Source organism: Cupriavidus sp. 8B (genome assembly GCF_054589115.1).
In genome coordinates this window covers 18,934-33,474 of the sequence record NZ_BAAILO010000097.1, presented here as the reverse complement: position 1 = coordinate 33,474, position 14,541 = coordinate 18,934, and the positions used below count along the sequence as shown (strand labels likewise).

Genomic DNA, 14,541 nt, shown 5'->3' with positions numbered 1-14,541 from the left:
CTGGCAGCGGGCGCGCTGCCAGCGTGGCCGCCCTGCGCCTGGCAAGTGGCCGGAACCAGGGACCAGATCGTCGTGGCGGCGGCCAGGCCGGCCAGCAGCAAGGCTGCCAGCCGCCGGCGCGGTGCGTCGGGGTTGAAGTCAGCGCGGGCCATGCCTACTGACCGCGCTTCAGGAACACGTGGAAGCCCTGATCCGCGTAGGCCGTCGGCGGGAGGTCGTCGAGCAGCATCGCCGCGTCCACATCCGCCAGCTCATCGACGCGCTTTTGCTGCTGCCAGTGGTAGATGCCCGCCAGCCCGGCGGCCAGCGCCACCAGCGTCCATACCAGCCCAAGACGGCGCAGCCAGAAGCCCGCGCGGTGGAGTGCCGAATCGTCCTCGTCGAAAGAGAGCGTGGGCATCCCGGCCGAGGCCAGTTGCGGCACGGCGATGGCGGCTTGCGCCTTCTTGCGAGACAGCGCAATCCGCCGCGCGGCGGCAAGCCGATCGGTCACATTGTCCGGCAACGCATTCGCAGAGGCATCTAGTGCCGTGCGGATCTCGTGTGCCAGGCGGCGTTCGTTGATTTCTTTTTCGTTTCTGGTGCTCATAGTCGGACCCCCCGCGCTCGCAATGCCTGCGCCAGTGTGTGCGTGGCACGGGAACAGTGCGTCTTGACGCTGCCTTCGGAGCATCCCATGACAGCAGCCGTTTCCGCGACGTCCATATCCTCCCAGTAACGCATCAGGAAGGCTTCGCGTTGACGTGTCGGCAGGCGCTGGATCTCCTGTTCGATGATGTGCATGGTCTGGGCGCGTTCCACCTTGTCGGCGCTGCTTTCGGCAGATTCGGAGCCGATTTCGGCCTCGAAAGTGTCGAGCAGGTCATTATCCTCGCCTTCGCGGTCGTCGCGCAGGTTGGAAAACAGGGTGACCCAGGTATTGCGTACTTTCTGGCGGCGGAACCAGTCGTGGATCGTGTTTTGCAGTATGCGCTGGAACAGCGGCGCGAGTTCGGCGGCGTTCTTGTCGCCGTATTTTTCGGCGAGCTTGATCATTGCGTCCTGGACGATGTCCAGGGCGGCTTCGTCGTCGCGCACCGCAAACACGGCCTGTTTGAAGGCGCGCCGCTCGACGCTGGCGAGAAAGTCGGATAGTTCCTGATCGGTTGCCATGCAGGCGGGGTACAGACGGTGGGGCCGTGGCCGGTGGATGTGCAGGGTAGGGCTTCTTGCACGTCCAAAATGGTGGGATGCTAGCAAATAACCCCCCCGGTGACCATCCTTGTTCTCTCTTGTGGTCATTCAGGCTCAGGGTGTGGTGCTGGCGTTTGGCGGATGGCGCGATGCCCCCTGGACAAAAAAAGCCCGTAGACCAGCCCGATCCAATCCAGTATCATCGCGGGTTCACACGACATCAGTGGTTGTCTCATTCGGCCGCTTATGAGGCGGTCTATCATGCAGACGCGCACCGCTTGAACCCGTGCCACAAGCCCGGTAGAGAGCATCCGAACAATTTTTTGCCGAAAATTGCAAAGGACTAAAATGAACATGCCCAGCGCGGAATTCCACGCAGACAGCAATTCATCCGCCGCACCCGAAATGATCGGGGCGGAAATTCTCGTTCACGCACTTGCCGAAGAAGGCGTCGAGTACGTCTGGGGCTACCCCGGCGGCGCAGTGCTGTATATCTACGACGAGTTTTACAAGCAAAAGAAGATCGAGCACATCCTGGTGCGCCACGAGCAGGCCGCGGTTCATGCCGCAGACGGCTATGCACGTGCGACCGGCAAGGTGGGCTGCGCCCTGGTGACCTCCGGTCCCGGCGTCACCAATGCGGTGACGGGCATTGCCACGGCCTACCTGGACTCGATCCCGATGGTGATCATCACCGGTAACGTGCCGACGCACGCTATCGGCCAGGATGCTTTCCAGGAATGCGACACGGTCGGCATCACCCGCCCCATCGTCAAGCACAACTTCCTGGTCAAGGACGTCCGCGATCTCGCCGCGACCATCAAGAAGGCGTTCTATATCGCCGCGACCGGCCGTCCCGGCCCCGTTGTCGTCGATATTCCCAAGGACGTTTCCCGCAATTCCTGCAAGTACGAGTATCCCAAGTCGATCGACATGCGCTCGTACAACCCGGTGAACAAGGGCCATTCGGGCCAGATCCGCAAGGCGCTCGCGCTGTTGCAGGGCGCCGAGCGGCCGTTCATCTACGCAGGTGGCGGCGTGGTCCTGGCCAACGCCAGCGACGAGCTGCGCCAGCTTGCCGCGCTGACCGGCCATCCGGTCACCAACACGCTGATGGGCCTCGGCTCGTTCCCCGGCACCAGCAAGCAGTTCGTCGGCATGCTCGGCATGCACGGCACGTATGAAGCCAACATGGCCATGCAGAACTGTGACGTGCTGATCGCCATCGGGGCGCGTTTCGACGATCGCGTGATCGGCAATCCGGCGCACTTCACCTCGCAGCCGCGCAAGATCATCCATATCGACATCGATCCGTCTTCCATCTCGAAGCGCGTCAAGGTCGACATTCCCATCGTGGGCCACGTCAAGGATGTGCTGCAGGAGCTGATCTCCCAGCTGCAGGCCAGCGACGTCAAGCCCAAGCGCGAGGCCCTGGCCAAGTGGTGGGAGCAGATCGAGCAGTGGCGTTCGGTGGACTGCCTGAAGTACGACCGCACCTCCGAGATCATCAAGCCGCAGTACGTGGTGGAGAAGATCTGGGAACTGACGCACGGCGACGCCTTCGTCTGCTCGGACGTGGGCCAGCACCAGATGTGGGCCGCGCAGTTCTACAAGTTCGACGAGCCGCGCCGCTGGATCAATTCCGGTGGCCTGGGCACGATGGGCGTGGGCCTGCCGTATGCCATGGGCATCAAGAAAGCCTTCCCCGAGAAGGAAGTGGTGACCATCACCGGCGAAGGCTCGATCCAGATGTGCATCCAGGAACTGTCGACCTGCCTGCAGTACGACACCCCGGTGAAGATCTGCGCGCTCAACAACCGCTACCTCGGCATGGTGCGCCAGTGGCAGGAAATCGAGTACGACAACCGTTACTCGCATTCCTACATGGACGCGCTGCCCGACTTCGTCAAGCTGGCCGAGGCCTATGGCCATATCGGCATGCGCGTCGAGAAGACGGCCGACGTCGAGCCCGCCCTGCGCGAAGCCTTCCGCCTCAAAGACCGTACCGTGTTCCTCGATTTCCAGACCGACCCGACTGAAAACGTGTGGCCGATGGTCCAGGCCGGCAAGGGCATCTCCGAGATGCTGCTTGGCGCGGAGGACCTGTAATGCGACATATCATTTCGGTCCTGCTGGAAAATGAACCGGGCGCGCTGTCGCGCGTGGTTGGCCTGTTCTCGGCGCGCGGCTACAACATCGAGACGCTGACGGTGGCCCCCACCGAAGACGCCTCGCTGTCGCGCATGACGATCGTCACCAGCGGTTCGGACGACATCATCGAGCAGATCACCAAGCACCTGAACCGCCTGGTGGAAGTGGTCAAGGTGGTGGACCTGACCGAAGGCGCGCACATCGAGCGCGAGCTGATGCTCGTGAAGGTGCGCGCGGTCGGCAAGGAGCGCGAGGAAATGAAGCGTACCGCCGACATCTTCCGCGGCCGCATCATCGACGTCACCGAGAAGACCTACACCATCGAGCTGACCGGCAACGGCGGCAAGCTGGATGCCTTCCTGGACGCCATCGACCGCGCCGCCATCCTCGAGACCGTCCGTACCGGCGGCTCGGGCATTGGCCGCGGCGAGCGCATCCTGAAGGTCTGAACCTGATTGCAGTATCCAAGGGCGGCGCCGGTGCCGGCACTAGCCGGGCGGTGGCCGCCAACCCGACACACGAAAACGAAAGACTGAAGGAACGATCATGAAAGTGTTTTACGACAAGGACGCCGACCTCTCCCTGATCAAGGGCAAGAACGTCACCATCATCGGCTACGGCTCGCAAGGCCATGCCCACGCGCAAAACCTGAACGACTCGGGCGTCAAGGTCACCGTTGGCCTGCGCAAGAGCGGCGCATCGTGGAACAAGGCCGTCAACGCTGGCCTGCAAGTCAAGGAAGTGGCTGACGCGGTCAAGGAAGCCGACGTGGTCATGATCCTGCTGCCGGACGAGCAGATCGCCGACGTGTACAAGAACGAAGTGCACGACAACATCAAGCAAGGCGCCGCACTGGCCTTCGCCCACGGCTTCAACGTGCACTACGGTGCCGTGATCCCGCGCGCCGACCTCGACGTCATCATGATCGCCCCGAAGGCCCCGGGCCACACGGTGCGTTCGACCTACGCGCAAGGCGGCGGCGTGCCCCACCTGATCGCCGTGCACCAGGACAAGTCCGGCGCTGCCCGTGACATCGCCCTGTCGTACGCTACCGCCAACGGCGGCGGCCGCGCCGGCATCATCGAGACCAACTTCCGCGAAGAAACCGAAACCGACCTGTTCGGCGAGCAAGCCGTGCTGTGCGGCGGTACCGTCGAGCTGATCAAGGCTGGCTTCGAGACGCTGGTGGAAGCCGGCTACGCGCCGGAAATGGCCTACTTCGAGTGCCTGCACGAACTCAAGCTGATCGTCGACCTGATCTATGAAGGCGGCATCGCCAACATGAACTACTCGATCTCCAACAACGCTGAATACGGCGAATACGTCACCGGCCCGCGCGTCGTGACCGAGGAGACCAAGAAGGCCATGAAGCAATGCCTGACCGACATCCAGACCGGCGAGTACGCCAAGAGCTTCCTGCTCGAGAACAAGGCCGGCGCGCCGACCCTGATCTCGCGCCGCCGCCTGACCGCTGAGCACCAGATCGAAGAAGTGGGTGCCAAGCTGCGCGCCATGATGCCCTGGATCGCAAAGAACAAGCTGGTCGACCAGTCGAAGAACTAAGCTGTACTACAGCCCGACGGCCCGCCGCTCCTGACGGCGCGGGCCGCAGCCGTTCAGCCATCCGCACAATTCCCCCCTCGAGGGGTTGTTCAGGCGGGGGCTGAACGGCTTTTTGTTATCCTTGTCAGACTTTATCCACCAAGTAAGCATTGCATGAACTATCCTCATCCGCTGATCGCCCGTGAAGGCTGGCCGTTCCTGGCCGGCGCCTTTGTCATCTCGCTGCTGGTGCAGGTCAGCGCCGGCTTCTGGTGGGCCTTGCCGCTGTGGATCATTACACTGTTCGTGCTGCAGTTTTTCCGTGATCCGCCGCGGCCCATTCCCACCCAGCCGAACGCCGTCCTGGCGCCCGCCGATGGCCGCATCGTGGTGGTCGAGAAGACCATGGACCCGTTCGCGGGCCGCGAGGCGCTGAAGATCAGCGTCTTCATGAACGTGTTCAACGTACACTCCAACCGGGTGTCCGTGGACGGCAAGGTAGAGAAGGTCGAGTATTTCCCCGGCAAGTTCGTCAACGCCGACCTCGACAAGGCCTCGCTCGAGAACGAACGCAACGCCGTGGTCATCCGCCGTGCCGCAGACGGCAAGGTGGTGACCCTGGTACAGGTGGCCGGCCTGGTGGCCCGCCGCATCCTCTGCTACACCCGCGTCGGCGAGACGCTGTCGCGCGGCCAGCGCTATGGCTTCATCCGCTTTGGCTCGCGTGTCGATGTCTACCTGCCGGTGGATGCGCGCCCGCGCGTCACCATCGGCGAGAAGGTATCGGCCACGTCGACCATCCTGGCTGAGCTGGATTAATCCGGCTCAGCCGGAGCAGATCAGACCCACTGGAGAACAGGCATGGGTGCTTTCAATCGACGCAACAAGCGCGTTAGCAATGGCAACGTGACCAATTTGCGTCCCTTCCGCCACAACCAGCTGCGCGGCAACGAACCCGACGACTTCGACGAGGAAGCGGGCGACGATCACGACATCGAATACGTGCGTCCGCGCCGGCGCGGCATTTACCTGCTGCCCAATGCGTTCACCACGGCCGCGCTGTTTGCCGGTTTCTTCGCCATCGTGCAGGCCATGAACATGCGCTTCGACAGCGCGGCCATCGCCATCTTCGCCGCCATGGTGCTGGATGGCATGGACGGCCGCGTGGCGCGCATCACCAATACGCAGAGCGCGTTCGGCGAGCAATACGATTCGCTTTCGGACATGGTCTCGTTCGGGGTTGCGCCGGCGCTGGTGATGTACGAGTGGATCCTGCACGACCTGGGCAAGTGGGGCTGGATTGCCGCCTTTGTGTACTGCACCTGCGCCGCGCTGCGGCTGGCGCGCTTCAATGCCAACATCGGCGTGGTCGACAAGCGCTTCTTCCAGGGGCTGCCCAGCCCGGCGGCGGCGGCGCTGGTGGCCGGGTTCGTCTGGCTGGTGATCGACAACAAGCTGCCGGTCAAGGAACTGTGGATGCCGTGGGTGGCGTTCGGCATCACGCTGTACGCCGGGCTGTCGATGGTGTCCAATGCGCCGTTCTACAGCGGCAAGGCGCTCGACGTGCGCTACCGCGTGCCCTTCGGCATGATGGTGCTCGTGCTGGTGCTGTTCGTGGTGGTTTCCACGGATCCGCCGGTTGCCTTGTTTGGCCTGTTCGTGGCCTATGCCATCTCCGGCTACCTGCTGTGGGGCTGGCATGCGCTGCATGGCAAGCCTGCCGAGATCCGCAAGGTGCGGGACGGCGGGAACGATCGTTCCTGATCGCAGGTCGGTGAAAAGGCGCTACGGCGCCTTTTTTTACATTTGTTTTCCAGGATGCCGCGCTTGCCGTGGCGATTGTCGTGGTTCACTGTAGCCACGGTTGTACTGTAGTCCCCTTGTTGTCCACTTATCACTGGAGGTTCTCATGGGCATGCTCGACTTCATCAAGGAAGCAGGAGAGAAACTGTTTGGCGGGAGCGCAGCGCAGGCCGCGCCCGCTGCGGCTCCGGCCGATGCGCCGGCGGCGGACGCCGATGCCGATGCGGCCAACCGCGCCGCCGGCGATGCCATCGAGGGCTACATCAAGCAGATGAACCTCGATGCCACCGGACTGATGGTGCAGGTGGACGGCTCGCAGGGGCTGGTGACGGTATTCGGCGTGGCGCCGGACCAGGCCACCCGCGAGAAGATCATCCTGTGTTGCGGCAACGTGCAAGGCGTGGACAAGGTCGATGACAAGATGTCGGTCAATGTCGACTCCACCGAATCGACCTGGCACACCGTGGTCAAGGGCGACACCCTGTGGGCGATTTCCCAGACGGCCTACGGCAACGGCGCGCTGTACACCGCGATCTTCGAGGCCAACGAGCCGATGCTGACGCATCCGGACAAGATCTACCCAGGCCAGAAGCTGCGTATCCCGCCCCAGGCCTGACGCCCGGCGCCCAGGGGACTTGGCCGCCCCCTGGGCCTGCCTTTTTCGGCTTCTCGGCTATTGGCCCGATTAACGCATCCATATTGCGCACGCCCGGCTTCTCGGCTATAGTCGCTCACATGATTTCGCGCCAAGCCCTACTCGCCCGCACCATTCTAGGTGGCCTACTAGGCCATCAGGTCGGGACGCGTTCGCGCTGAGGGAAGCCAAGCCCCTCGCGTAAAGTCACACAGGATTTATAAACGCCCCGGCCTGCATCACTGCACGCCGGGGCGTTTTGCATTCAGCACGCATACAGCAGCACAGCAAAACGAAACGGCGGATGCCGAAACAGTAACTTGATTCGCCAAATACAAAAGTAAGCCCAGGAGCCCCACCCATGTCCGACAAACTCATCATTTTCGACACCACCTTGCGCGACGGCGAACAGTCGCCCGGCGCCTCCATGACCCGCGAGGAAAAGATCCGTATCGCGCGCCAGCTGGAGCGCCTCAAGGTCGACGTGATCGAGGCGGGCTTTGCCGCCAGCTCCAACGGCGACTTCGAGGCGATCCGCTCCATTGCCCAGGTCGTCAAGGATTCGACCATCTGCTCGCTGGCCCGCGCCAACGACCGGGATATCGCCCGCGCCGCCGAGGCGCTCAAGCCGGCCAACGCCTTCCGCATCCATACCTTCATCGCCACCTCGGCGCTGCATATGGAAAAGAAGCTGCGCATGACGCCGGACCAGGTGTTCGAGCAAGCCATCCAGGCGGTGCGCTTTGCGCGCCAGTTCACCGACGATATCGAATTCTCGCCCGAAGATGGCAGCCGCTCGGATATGGATTTCCTGTGCCGCGTGCTCGAAGGCGTGATCAAGGAAGGCGCCACCACCATCAACCTGCCGGATACGGTGGGCTACGCCGTGCCGGAAGGCTACGCGGGCCTGATCCGCTCGGTGCGCGAGCGCATCCCCAATTCCGACAAGGCCATCTGGTCCGTGCATTGCCACAATGACCTTGGCATGGCGGTTGCCAACTCGCTGGCGGCGGTCAAGCTCGGTGGCGCGCGCCAGGTCGAGTGCACCATCAACGGCCTCGGCGAGCGTGCCGGCAATACCAGCCTGGAAGAAGTGGTGATGGCGGTCAAGACGCGCCGCGACTACTTCGACCTGGACGTCGGCGTGGATACCACCCAGATCGTGCCGGCCTCCAAGCTGGTGTCGCAGATCACCGGCTTCGTGGTGCAGCCCAACAAGGCCGTGGTGGGCGCCAACGCCTTCGCGCATGCTTCGGGCATCCACCAGGATGGCGTGCTCAAGGCGCGCGATACCTACGAGATCATGCGCGCGGAAGACGTGGGCTGGACCGCCAACAAGATCGTGCTGGGCAAGCTCTCGGGCCGCAATGCGTTCAAGCAACGCCTGCAGGAGCTCGGCATCGAGCTGGAGAGCGAGGGCGAGGTCAATGCCGCGTTCACCCGCTTCAAGGAACTGGCCGACCAGAAGTCCGAGATTTTCGACGAAGACATCATGGCCATCGTTTCCGACGAGGCGCACGACGTCAACGAGCACTTCCGCTTTATCTCGCTGTCGCAGCACTCCGAGACCGGCGAGCGCCCGCATGCGCGCGTGGTGTTCAACATGGATGGCCAGGAGGTGACGGGCGAAGGCGAGGGCAACGGTCCGGTCGATGCCACGCTCCACGCCATCGAGGGCAAGGTTGCCAGCGGCGCCGAACTGGTGCTGTATTCGGTCAATGCCATCACCGCCGGCACGCAGGCCCAGGGCGAAGTCACGGTCCGCTTGTCCAAGGGCGGGCGCATCGTCAACGGCGTGGGCACCGATCCCGATATCGTGGCCGCGTCGGCCAAGGCCTACCTGGCCGCGCTGAACAAGCTGCACGACAAAGCCGTGCAGAAGATCAACCCGCAGATCTGATCGCGATCTGACTGGTAAGCCCGCGGCCCATCCGGCCGCGGGGCTTGAATCGGCCCGCCGCATTCCCACGAGGATGACGGCGGGCTTTTTGCATTTCCGCTCGCCCCTCGCCCCTCGGCCTTGCCGCGTCCGCGCTTCAGCGGCGCCTTCTGTCAGGGTCGGCGAGCGGGTCCGGCGTGATCTGGGTCTGGCGCAGCACGCCGCCATCGTCAAAATAGAAATTGAACATCGACGGCCAGTTGTCCTCGTGGAGGAAACGGTAAGACCACACTTCGCGCTTCATTAGTGGGAAATACTGCGTGGGCTCGCGGGGCTTGCCGAAGTGCTGCTCCACGTCCAGCCTGGTCCAGACGTCGACCTTCGCCTTGTAGAGCTCGTTGGTCTGCAGCATCTGGCGGAACGTGGTGAGATGGCCGCTGCGGTCGAAGTCCGCTGCATAGGCCTGACGTCCGAAAGGCTGCTTCGAATAGATCCAGCGCTGCGTGCCGTCGGCTAGCTGGTAGGTATCGGTTGGCGTGCCGAAGCGGGCTTGTACGGCAGCTTCCGGCGCGCCCACCATGTCCTGGCCGACTTTGACCGGTTGCAGCACCGAGCAGGCCGGCAGGATGGCTGCGGCTGTTGCTAGCACGAGCCACCGGGCGGCACGGCGCGATGAGGCTTTCATTGCGGTCCTCTTCTTGAAATTCGTGGTGATATGGACTGAGAGTGTAGCGGCGCACAAAAGTTGTGTGCGTCTTATGTGGCACGTGCCGGCTTTTGCAGGCAAGCGGTGGCATGGCGCAGCCATCCTCGCCCAATTGCCCGTTTTGCCGCGAGCGCGATCCGATTTGCCTAGGCTGGGGCCCTGGCTTACCATGCAGCGCTTTGGCGGGAGATCACTCGATGTGGGCTAAACGATGGCTGGCGGGCTGTTTGCTGGCGGTGGCGGCGAGCGCCGGGGCGCAGGAGCCGATCCGTCTCGGCATGATCGAAGGGTTGTCCGGCCCCTTTGCCAACGCGGGCGACGCGGTGGTGCGCAACCTGCGGATCGCCATTGACCGGGTCAATGCGCGCGGCGGCGTCAAGACGGCGGAAGGCGCGCGGCCCTTCGAGCTCGTTACCTTCGATAGCAAGGGCAATGTCGACGAGAGCCTGATCCAGTTGCGCGGGCTGGTGGACAAGCGCATTCCCTTTGTCCTGCAGGGCAACAGCTCGGCGGTGGCCGGCGCGCTGGTAGGCGCGATCAACCGGCACAACAGCCGGCAGCCCGATGCCCGCGTGCTCTTCCTGAATTACTCGGCGGTCGATCCCACGCTGACCAATGAGGGGTGCAGCTTCTGGCACTTCCGCTTCGATGCCAGCGCCGACATGCGCATGCAGGCCCTGACCGAGGTCATCCGTGCCGATAAGAGCGTGCGGCGCGTCTACCTGATCGACCAGGACTACAGTTTTGGCCATCAGGTGTCGCGTTCGGCGCGCGAGATGGTGGCGGCCAAGCGCCCCGAGCTGCACATCGTGGGCGACGAGTTCCATCCGATCGGCAAGATCAAGGACTTCGCCCCGTATATTGCCAAGATCAAGGCCAGCGGCGCGGATGCGGTGATCACGGGCAACTGGGGCAACGATCTCACCCTGATGATCAAGGCCGCGCGCGAAGGCGGGCTGAACGCCAAGTTCTACACCTTCTACGGCAATGGCCTGGGCGCACCGGCGGCCATGGGAGACGCCGGGGTAGGGCGTGTGCTGGCGGTCGCGGAGTGGCATCCCAATGTGGGCGGCGCGGCGTCGGACGCGTTCTACCAGGCCTTCCGCGCGCGTTACCCGGAGCCCAAGGACGACTACGTTCACCTGCGCATGCAGATAATGGTGGAGATGCTGGCCCGGGCCATCGAGCAGGCGGGCTCGACCGACGCGGTCAAGGTGGCGCGTGCGCTGGAAGGCATGCGCTACGTCAACGACTTCCATGATGCGACGATCCGTGCAGATGACCACCAGGTGCTGCAGCCGCTCTACGTGTCGGTGATGGAGAAGCAGGGCGGCGACGTGCGCTTTGACAACGAGGGGTCGGGATACGGCTTTCGCACGGTGAAGAAGCTCAAGTCGGCGCAGACCATGTTGCCCACGACCTGCAAGATGGAGCGTTTCTAGCAGTTCCGGGCCTGCGTTGCCGCAAACGCCATCCCCAGCCCGTTTTCCGTTATAATCGCCCGCTGTCATAGCCAGCCGGTTGTCAAAACCAGCCCGGCGAGACAGTTGCCTGTATGTAAGACACGCACAAGGCACGACGCATACGGCACATTTCGTGCTGTAGTGTTCGCAAGTGAAAAGGAAATCACCATGGCAGAAGCCCAAATCAGCAGCAAAACCGAAGTCATCAAGCAGTTCGCGCGTGCCGCCAACGACACGGGTAGCCCCGAAGTCCAGGTCGCTCTGCTGACCACCCGCATCAACGAACTGACCCCCCACTTCAAGGCCAACATGAAGGATCACCACAGCCGCCGCGGTCTGCTGCGCATGGTGAGCCGTCGTCGTCGCCTGCTGGACTACCTCAAGGCCAACGATGCCGACCGTTATCGTTCGCTGATCGAGAAGCTCGGCCTGCGTAAGTAAGCAGCCAGGATCGTCCGGATGGCAGCACGAATGGATGCACTGCACGCCTTCGCGTGAGCCACTAATGCCTGCGTCAGCCTCGCTGATGCAGGCATTTTGTTTTTGCGGATGAAATGTTGCGGATCAGGCCGCCGTCTGGCCGCTGTCCGGCATTGCTGTAAGTGATTTTTGTTTCACTTGAAGGTGCCATGACCCCGGGTCTGGCACACGTTGCGCCAAGACGTGCAACGGAGTAAGTTACTGTGTTCTTTAGCTTTTTTCAGCTTTTTTACTGTTAATCCATACCGGAGTCGGACAAGGAAGCGGGGCTTTGTGTCATTCCAGCGCGGTATCCGCCCAGGCAGGTGCCGGGTGTCGCGCTGGAATGGCATAGCACTTCCCTGTGACTGCGACCGACGCTGATCCGGCAGTTTGCCCGCGGCTGCTAACGCGGGCGTTGCACAAGCGTGCAAGCACGAACAAAAGGAACGCTCATGACCATGTTCAACAAGATCGTCAAGGAATTCCAGTGGGGCCAGCACAAGGTGCGCCTGGAAACCGGCGAGGTTGCCCGCCAGGCTGGCGGTGCCGTGATCGTCGATATTGAAGACACCGTGGTGCTCGCCACCGTTGTCGCTGCCAAGTCGCCCAAGGCCGGCCAGGATTTCTTCCCGCTGACCGTCGACTACATCGAAAAGACCTACGCTGCCGGCAAGATCCCCGGTGGCTTCTTCAAGCGTGAAGGCCGTCCGTCGGAAAACGAGACGCTGACCTCGCGCCTGATCGACCGCCCGCTGCGTCCGCTGTTCCCGGAAGGCTTCTACAACGAAGTGCAAGTGGTCATCCACGTGCTGTCGCTGAACCCGGAAGTGCCGGCCGACATCCCCGCCCTGATCGGCGCCTCGGCTGCCCTGGCAGTGTCGGGCATCCCGTTCAGCGGCCCGGTTGGCGCAGCGCGCGTTGGCTACAAGGACGGCCAGTACCTGCTGAACCCGACCCGTTCGCAGATCGCTGCCTCGGAACTGGACCTGGTGGTTGCCGGTACCGAGCGCGCCGTGCTGATGGTGGAGTCGGAAGCCCGCCAGCTGTCGGAAGAAGTGATGCTGGGCGCCGTGGTCTATGGCCACGAGCAAATGCAGACGGCCATCAACGCCATCCATGACCTGGTGCGCGACGGCGGCAAGCCGGAATGGGACTGGACCGCGGCACCGAAGAACGAAGCGCTGATCGCCAAGGTTGGCGAGATCGCTCTGCCGCTGCTGCAGGACGTCTACCAGCTGCGCCAGAAGTCGGCGCGCAGCCAGAAGCTCAAGGAAGTCTACGCCACCGTTGCGGCCAAGCTGGCCGAAGCCGGCGTGGAAGCCGACAAGGTCGAAGTGGGCAACGTGCTGTTCGACATCGAAGCCAAGATCGTGCGCAGCCAGGTGCTGTCGGGCGAGCCGCGCATCGATGGCCGCGACACCCGCACCGTGCGCCCGATCGAGATCCGCTCGTCGGTGCTGCCGCGCGCCCACGGCTCGGCCATCTTCACCCGTGGTGAAACGCAGGCGCTGGTGGTTGCCACGCTGGGCACCAAGGGCGATGAGCAGATCATCGACGCGCTCGCCGGCGAATACCGCGACCGCTTCATGCTCCACTACAACATGCCTCCGTTCGCCACTGGCGAAACCGGCCGCGTGGGCAGCCCCAAGCGCCGCGAAATCGGTCACGGCCGCCTGGCCAAGCGCGCGCTGATCCCGGTCCTGCCGAAGGATGACGAATTCGCCTACACCATTCGCCTGGTGTCCGAAATCACCGAATCCAACGGTTCGTCGTCGATGGCATCGGTGTGCGGCGGCTGCCTGGCACTGATGGACGCCGGCGTTCCGATCAAGGCGCACGTGGCCGGTGTGGCCATGGGCCTGATCCTGGAAGGCAACAAGTTCGCCGTGCTGACCGACATCCTGGGTGACGAGGACCACCTCGGCGACATGGACTTCAAGGTCGCGGGTACCGACACCGGCATCACCGCGCTGCAGATGGACATCAAGGTCCAGGGCATCACCAAGGAAATCATGCAGGTCGCGCTGGCGCAAGCCAAGGAAGGCCGCCTGCATATCCTGGGCAAGATGCAGGACGCGATGGGCCATGCGCGCACCGAGCTGTCGGAGCACGCACCGCGCATGATCACCATGAAGATCCATCCGGACAAGATCCGCGAAGTGATCGGCAAGGGCGGCTCGACCATCCAGGCGCTGACCAAGGAAACCGGCACCACCATCGACATCCAGGAAGACGGCACCATCACCATCGCCTCGACCTCGACCGAAGGCATGGCCGAAGCCAAGCGCCGCATCGAAGGCATCACCGCGGAAGCCGAAGTGGGCAAGATCTACGCCGGCACCGTGCTCAAGCTGCTGGACTTTGGCGCTATCGTCAACATCCTGCCGGGCAAGGACGGCCTGCTGCATATCTCCGAGATCGTCAACGAGCGCGTCAAGGACATCAAGGACTGGCTCAAGGAAGGCCAACACGTTCGCGTCAAGCTGATCCAGGCTGACGAGAAGGGCCGCCTGCGCCTGTCCCTGAAGGCCGCGCTGGCCGAAGAGGGTGGCAGCATCAGCCCGATCGCCAACACCAGCGAAGCCCCTGCCGCGCCGGCCGCACCGGCTGCAACGGCCGCACCGGCTGCGCCGACGACGCCTTCGGCGGACCAGCAGCAGCAGTAAGCGGTTTGCGGTAGCGGTAGAACCGCACCCGTAGCAGAAGCAGAAAAAGCGGCTGGCGATGT

General features: G+C 63.3%; 13 protein-coding genes. 10 read left to right on the top strand and 3 right to left on the bottom strand.

Annotated features, from left to right (window positions below; genetic code table 11):
• Positions 1 to 154: 154 nt before the first annotated feature.
• Both ACYP5B_RS09540 and ACYP5B_RS09535 read right to left on the bottom strand, forming a co-directional pair.
• Entirely contained in the window at positions 155 to 589 is a 435-nt protein-coding gene (locus tag ACYP5B_RS09540) for a DUF3619 family protein (protein WP_267605985.1), read from the bottom strand.
• The gene (locus tag ACYP5B_RS09535; RefSeq protein WP_318236437.1) at positions 586 to 1,152 is read right to left on the bottom strand and encodes an RNA polymerase sigma factor; all 567 of its coding nucleotides are present in this window, start codon (positions 1,150 to 1,152) and stop codon (positions 586 to 588) included. Before ACYP5B_RS09535 ends, ACYP5B_RS09540 begins: the two co-directional genes overlap by 4 nt.
• Before the next feature lie 369 nt (positions 1,153 to 1,521).
• Here ACYP5B_RS09535 and ACYP5B_RS09530 point away from each other — a divergent pair, with 369 nt between their 5' ends.
• The 7 genes from ACYP5B_RS09530 (at position 1,522) to ACYP5B_RS09500 (ending at position 9,203) form a co-directional block, all read left to right on the top strand.
• Positions 1,522 to 3,282 carry an acetolactate synthase 3 catalytic subunit gene (locus ACYP5B_RS09530; protein ID WP_267605986.1) on the top strand — a complete coding sequence of 587 codons (1,761 nt, stop codon included), beginning with the start codon at positions 1,522 to 1,524 and terminating at the stop codon, positions 3,280 to 3,282.
• Positions 3,282 to 3,773: an acetolactate synthase small subunit gene (gene ilvN / locus ACYP5B_RS09525; protein WP_006156850.1), complete on the top strand. Its 492-nt coding sequence runs from the start codon at positions 3,282 to 3,284 to the stop codon at positions 3,771 to 3,773. The genes ACYP5B_RS09530 and ilvN overlap by 1 nt, the downstream gene beginning before the upstream one ends.
• 97 nt (positions 3,774 to 3,870) lie before the next feature.
• A complete protein-coding gene (ilvC, locus tag ACYP5B_RS09520) occupies positions 3,871 to 4,887 on the top strand; it encodes a ketol-acid reductoisomerase (protein ID WP_267605988.1) in 1,017 nt (338 codons plus the stop codon).
• 153 nt (positions 4,888 to 5,040) lie between these two features.
• The gene (locus tag ACYP5B_RS09515) at positions 5,041 to 5,685 is read left to right on the top strand and encodes a phosphatidylserine decarboxylase (RefSeq protein WP_318236436.1); all 645 of its coding nucleotides are present in this window, start codon (positions 5,041 to 5,043) and stop codon (positions 5,683 to 5,685) included.
• A gap of 42 nt (positions 5,686 to 5,727) precedes the next feature.
• Complete coding sequence (pssA, locus tag ACYP5B_RS09510; protein ID WP_267605990.1) at positions 5,728 to 6,630, top strand: CDP-diacylglycerol--serine O-phosphatidyltransferase; 903 nt, start codon at positions 5,728 to 5,730, stop codon at positions 6,628 to 6,630.
• Positions 6,631 to 6,775: 145 nt separating this feature from the next.
• Entirely contained in the window at positions 6,776 to 7,285 is a 510-nt protein-coding gene (gene lysM / locus ACYP5B_RS09505; RefSeq protein WP_400099401.1) for a peptidoglycan-binding protein LysM, read from the top strand.
• Positions 7,286 to 7,664: 379 nt separating this feature from the next.
• A complete protein-coding gene (locus ACYP5B_RS09500; RefSeq protein ID WP_267605992.1) occupies positions 7,665 to 9,203 on the top strand; it encodes a 2-isopropylmalate synthase in 1,539 nt (512 codons plus the stop codon).
• Between the two features lie 136 nt (positions 9,204 to 9,339).
• Here ACYP5B_RS09500 and ACYP5B_RS09495 read toward each other — a convergent pair whose 3' ends face one another.
• Positions 9,340 to 9,867: a hypothetical protein gene (locus ACYP5B_RS09495; RefSeq protein WP_400099399.1), complete on the bottom strand. Its 528-nt coding sequence runs from the start codon at positions 9,865 to 9,867 to the stop codon at positions 9,340 to 9,342.
• Between the two features lie 218 nt (positions 9,868 to 10,085).
• Between ACYP5B_RS09495 and ACYP5B_RS09490 the strand changes: the two genes are divergently transcribed.
• The 3 genes from ACYP5B_RS09490 (at position 10,086) to pnp (ending at position 14,479) form a co-directional block, all read left to right on the top strand.
• Positions 10,086 to 11,330 (top strand): branched-chain amino acid ABC transporter substrate-binding protein, encoded by a 1,245-nt coding sequence (locus ACYP5B_RS09490; protein ID WP_459569418.1) that lies wholly within the window; start codon positions 10,086 to 10,088, stop codon positions 11,328 to 11,330.
• 189 nt (positions 11,331 to 11,519) lie between these two features.
• Positions 11,520 to 11,792: a 30S ribosomal protein S15 gene (gene rpsO / locus ACYP5B_RS09485; RefSeq protein ID WP_006156843.1), complete on the top strand. Its 273-nt coding sequence runs from the start codon at positions 11,520 to 11,522 to the stop codon at positions 11,790 to 11,792.
• A 473-nt stretch (positions 11,793 to 12,265) separates the two neighbouring features.
• Positions 12,266 to 14,479 carry a polyribonucleotide nucleotidyltransferase gene (gene pnp / locus ACYP5B_RS09480; RefSeq protein WP_267605994.1) on the top strand — a complete coding sequence of 738 codons (2,214 nt, stop codon included), beginning with the start codon at positions 12,266 to 12,268 and terminating at the stop codon, positions 14,477 to 14,479.
• Positions 14,480 to 14,541: the final 62 nt, after the last annotated feature.

Coding starts and splice junctions, on each gene's coding strand:
- ACYP5B_RS09495 (WP_400099399.1), bottom strand. CDS start 9,867: ATGAAAGCCTCATCGCGCCGTGCCGCCCGGTGGCTCGTGCTAGCAACA.
- ilvN (WP_006156850.1), top strand. CDS start 3,282: ATGCGACATATCATTTCGGTCCTGCTGGAAAATGAACCGGGCGCGCTG.
- ACYP5B_RS09530 (WP_267605986.1), top strand. CDS start 1,522: ATGAACATGCCCAGCGCGGAATTCCACGCAGACAGCAATTCATCCGCC.
- rpsO (WP_006156843.1), top strand. CDS start 11,520: ATGGCAGAAGCCCAAATCAGCAGCAAAACCGAAGTCATCAAGCAGTTC.
- ACYP5B_RS09535 (WP_318236437.1), bottom strand. CDS start 1,152: ATGGCAACCGATCAGGAACTATCCGACTTTCTCGCCAGCGTCGAGCGG.
- ACYP5B_RS09490 (WP_459569418.1), top strand. CDS start 10,086: ATGTGGGCTAAACGATGGCTGGCGGGCTGTTTGCTGGCGGTGGCGGCG.
- ilvC (WP_267605988.1), top strand. CDS start 3,871: ATGAAAGTGTTTTACGACAAGGACGCCGACCTCTCCCTGATCAAGGGC.
- ACYP5B_RS09500 (WP_267605992.1), top strand. CDS start 7,665: ATGTCCGACAAACTCATCATTTTCGACACCACCTTGCGCGACGGCGAA.
- ACYP5B_RS09540 (WP_267605985.1), bottom strand. CDS start 589: ATGAGCACCAGAAACGAAAAAGAAATCAACGAACGCCGCCTGGCACAC.
- pnp (WP_267605994.1), top strand. CDS start 12,266: ATGACCATGTTCAACAAGATCGTCAAGGAATTCCAGTGGGGCCAGCAC.
- ACYP5B_RS09515 (WP_318236436.1), top strand. CDS start 5,041: ATGAACTATCCTCATCCGCTGATCGCCCGTGAAGGCTGGCCGTTCCTG.
- pssA (WP_267605990.1), top strand. CDS start 5,728: ATGGGTGCTTTCAATCGACGCAACAAGCGCGTTAGCAATGGCAACGTG.
- lysM (WP_400099401.1), top strand. CDS start 6,776: ATGGGCATGCTCGACTTCATCAAGGAAGCAGGAGAGAAACTGTTTGGC.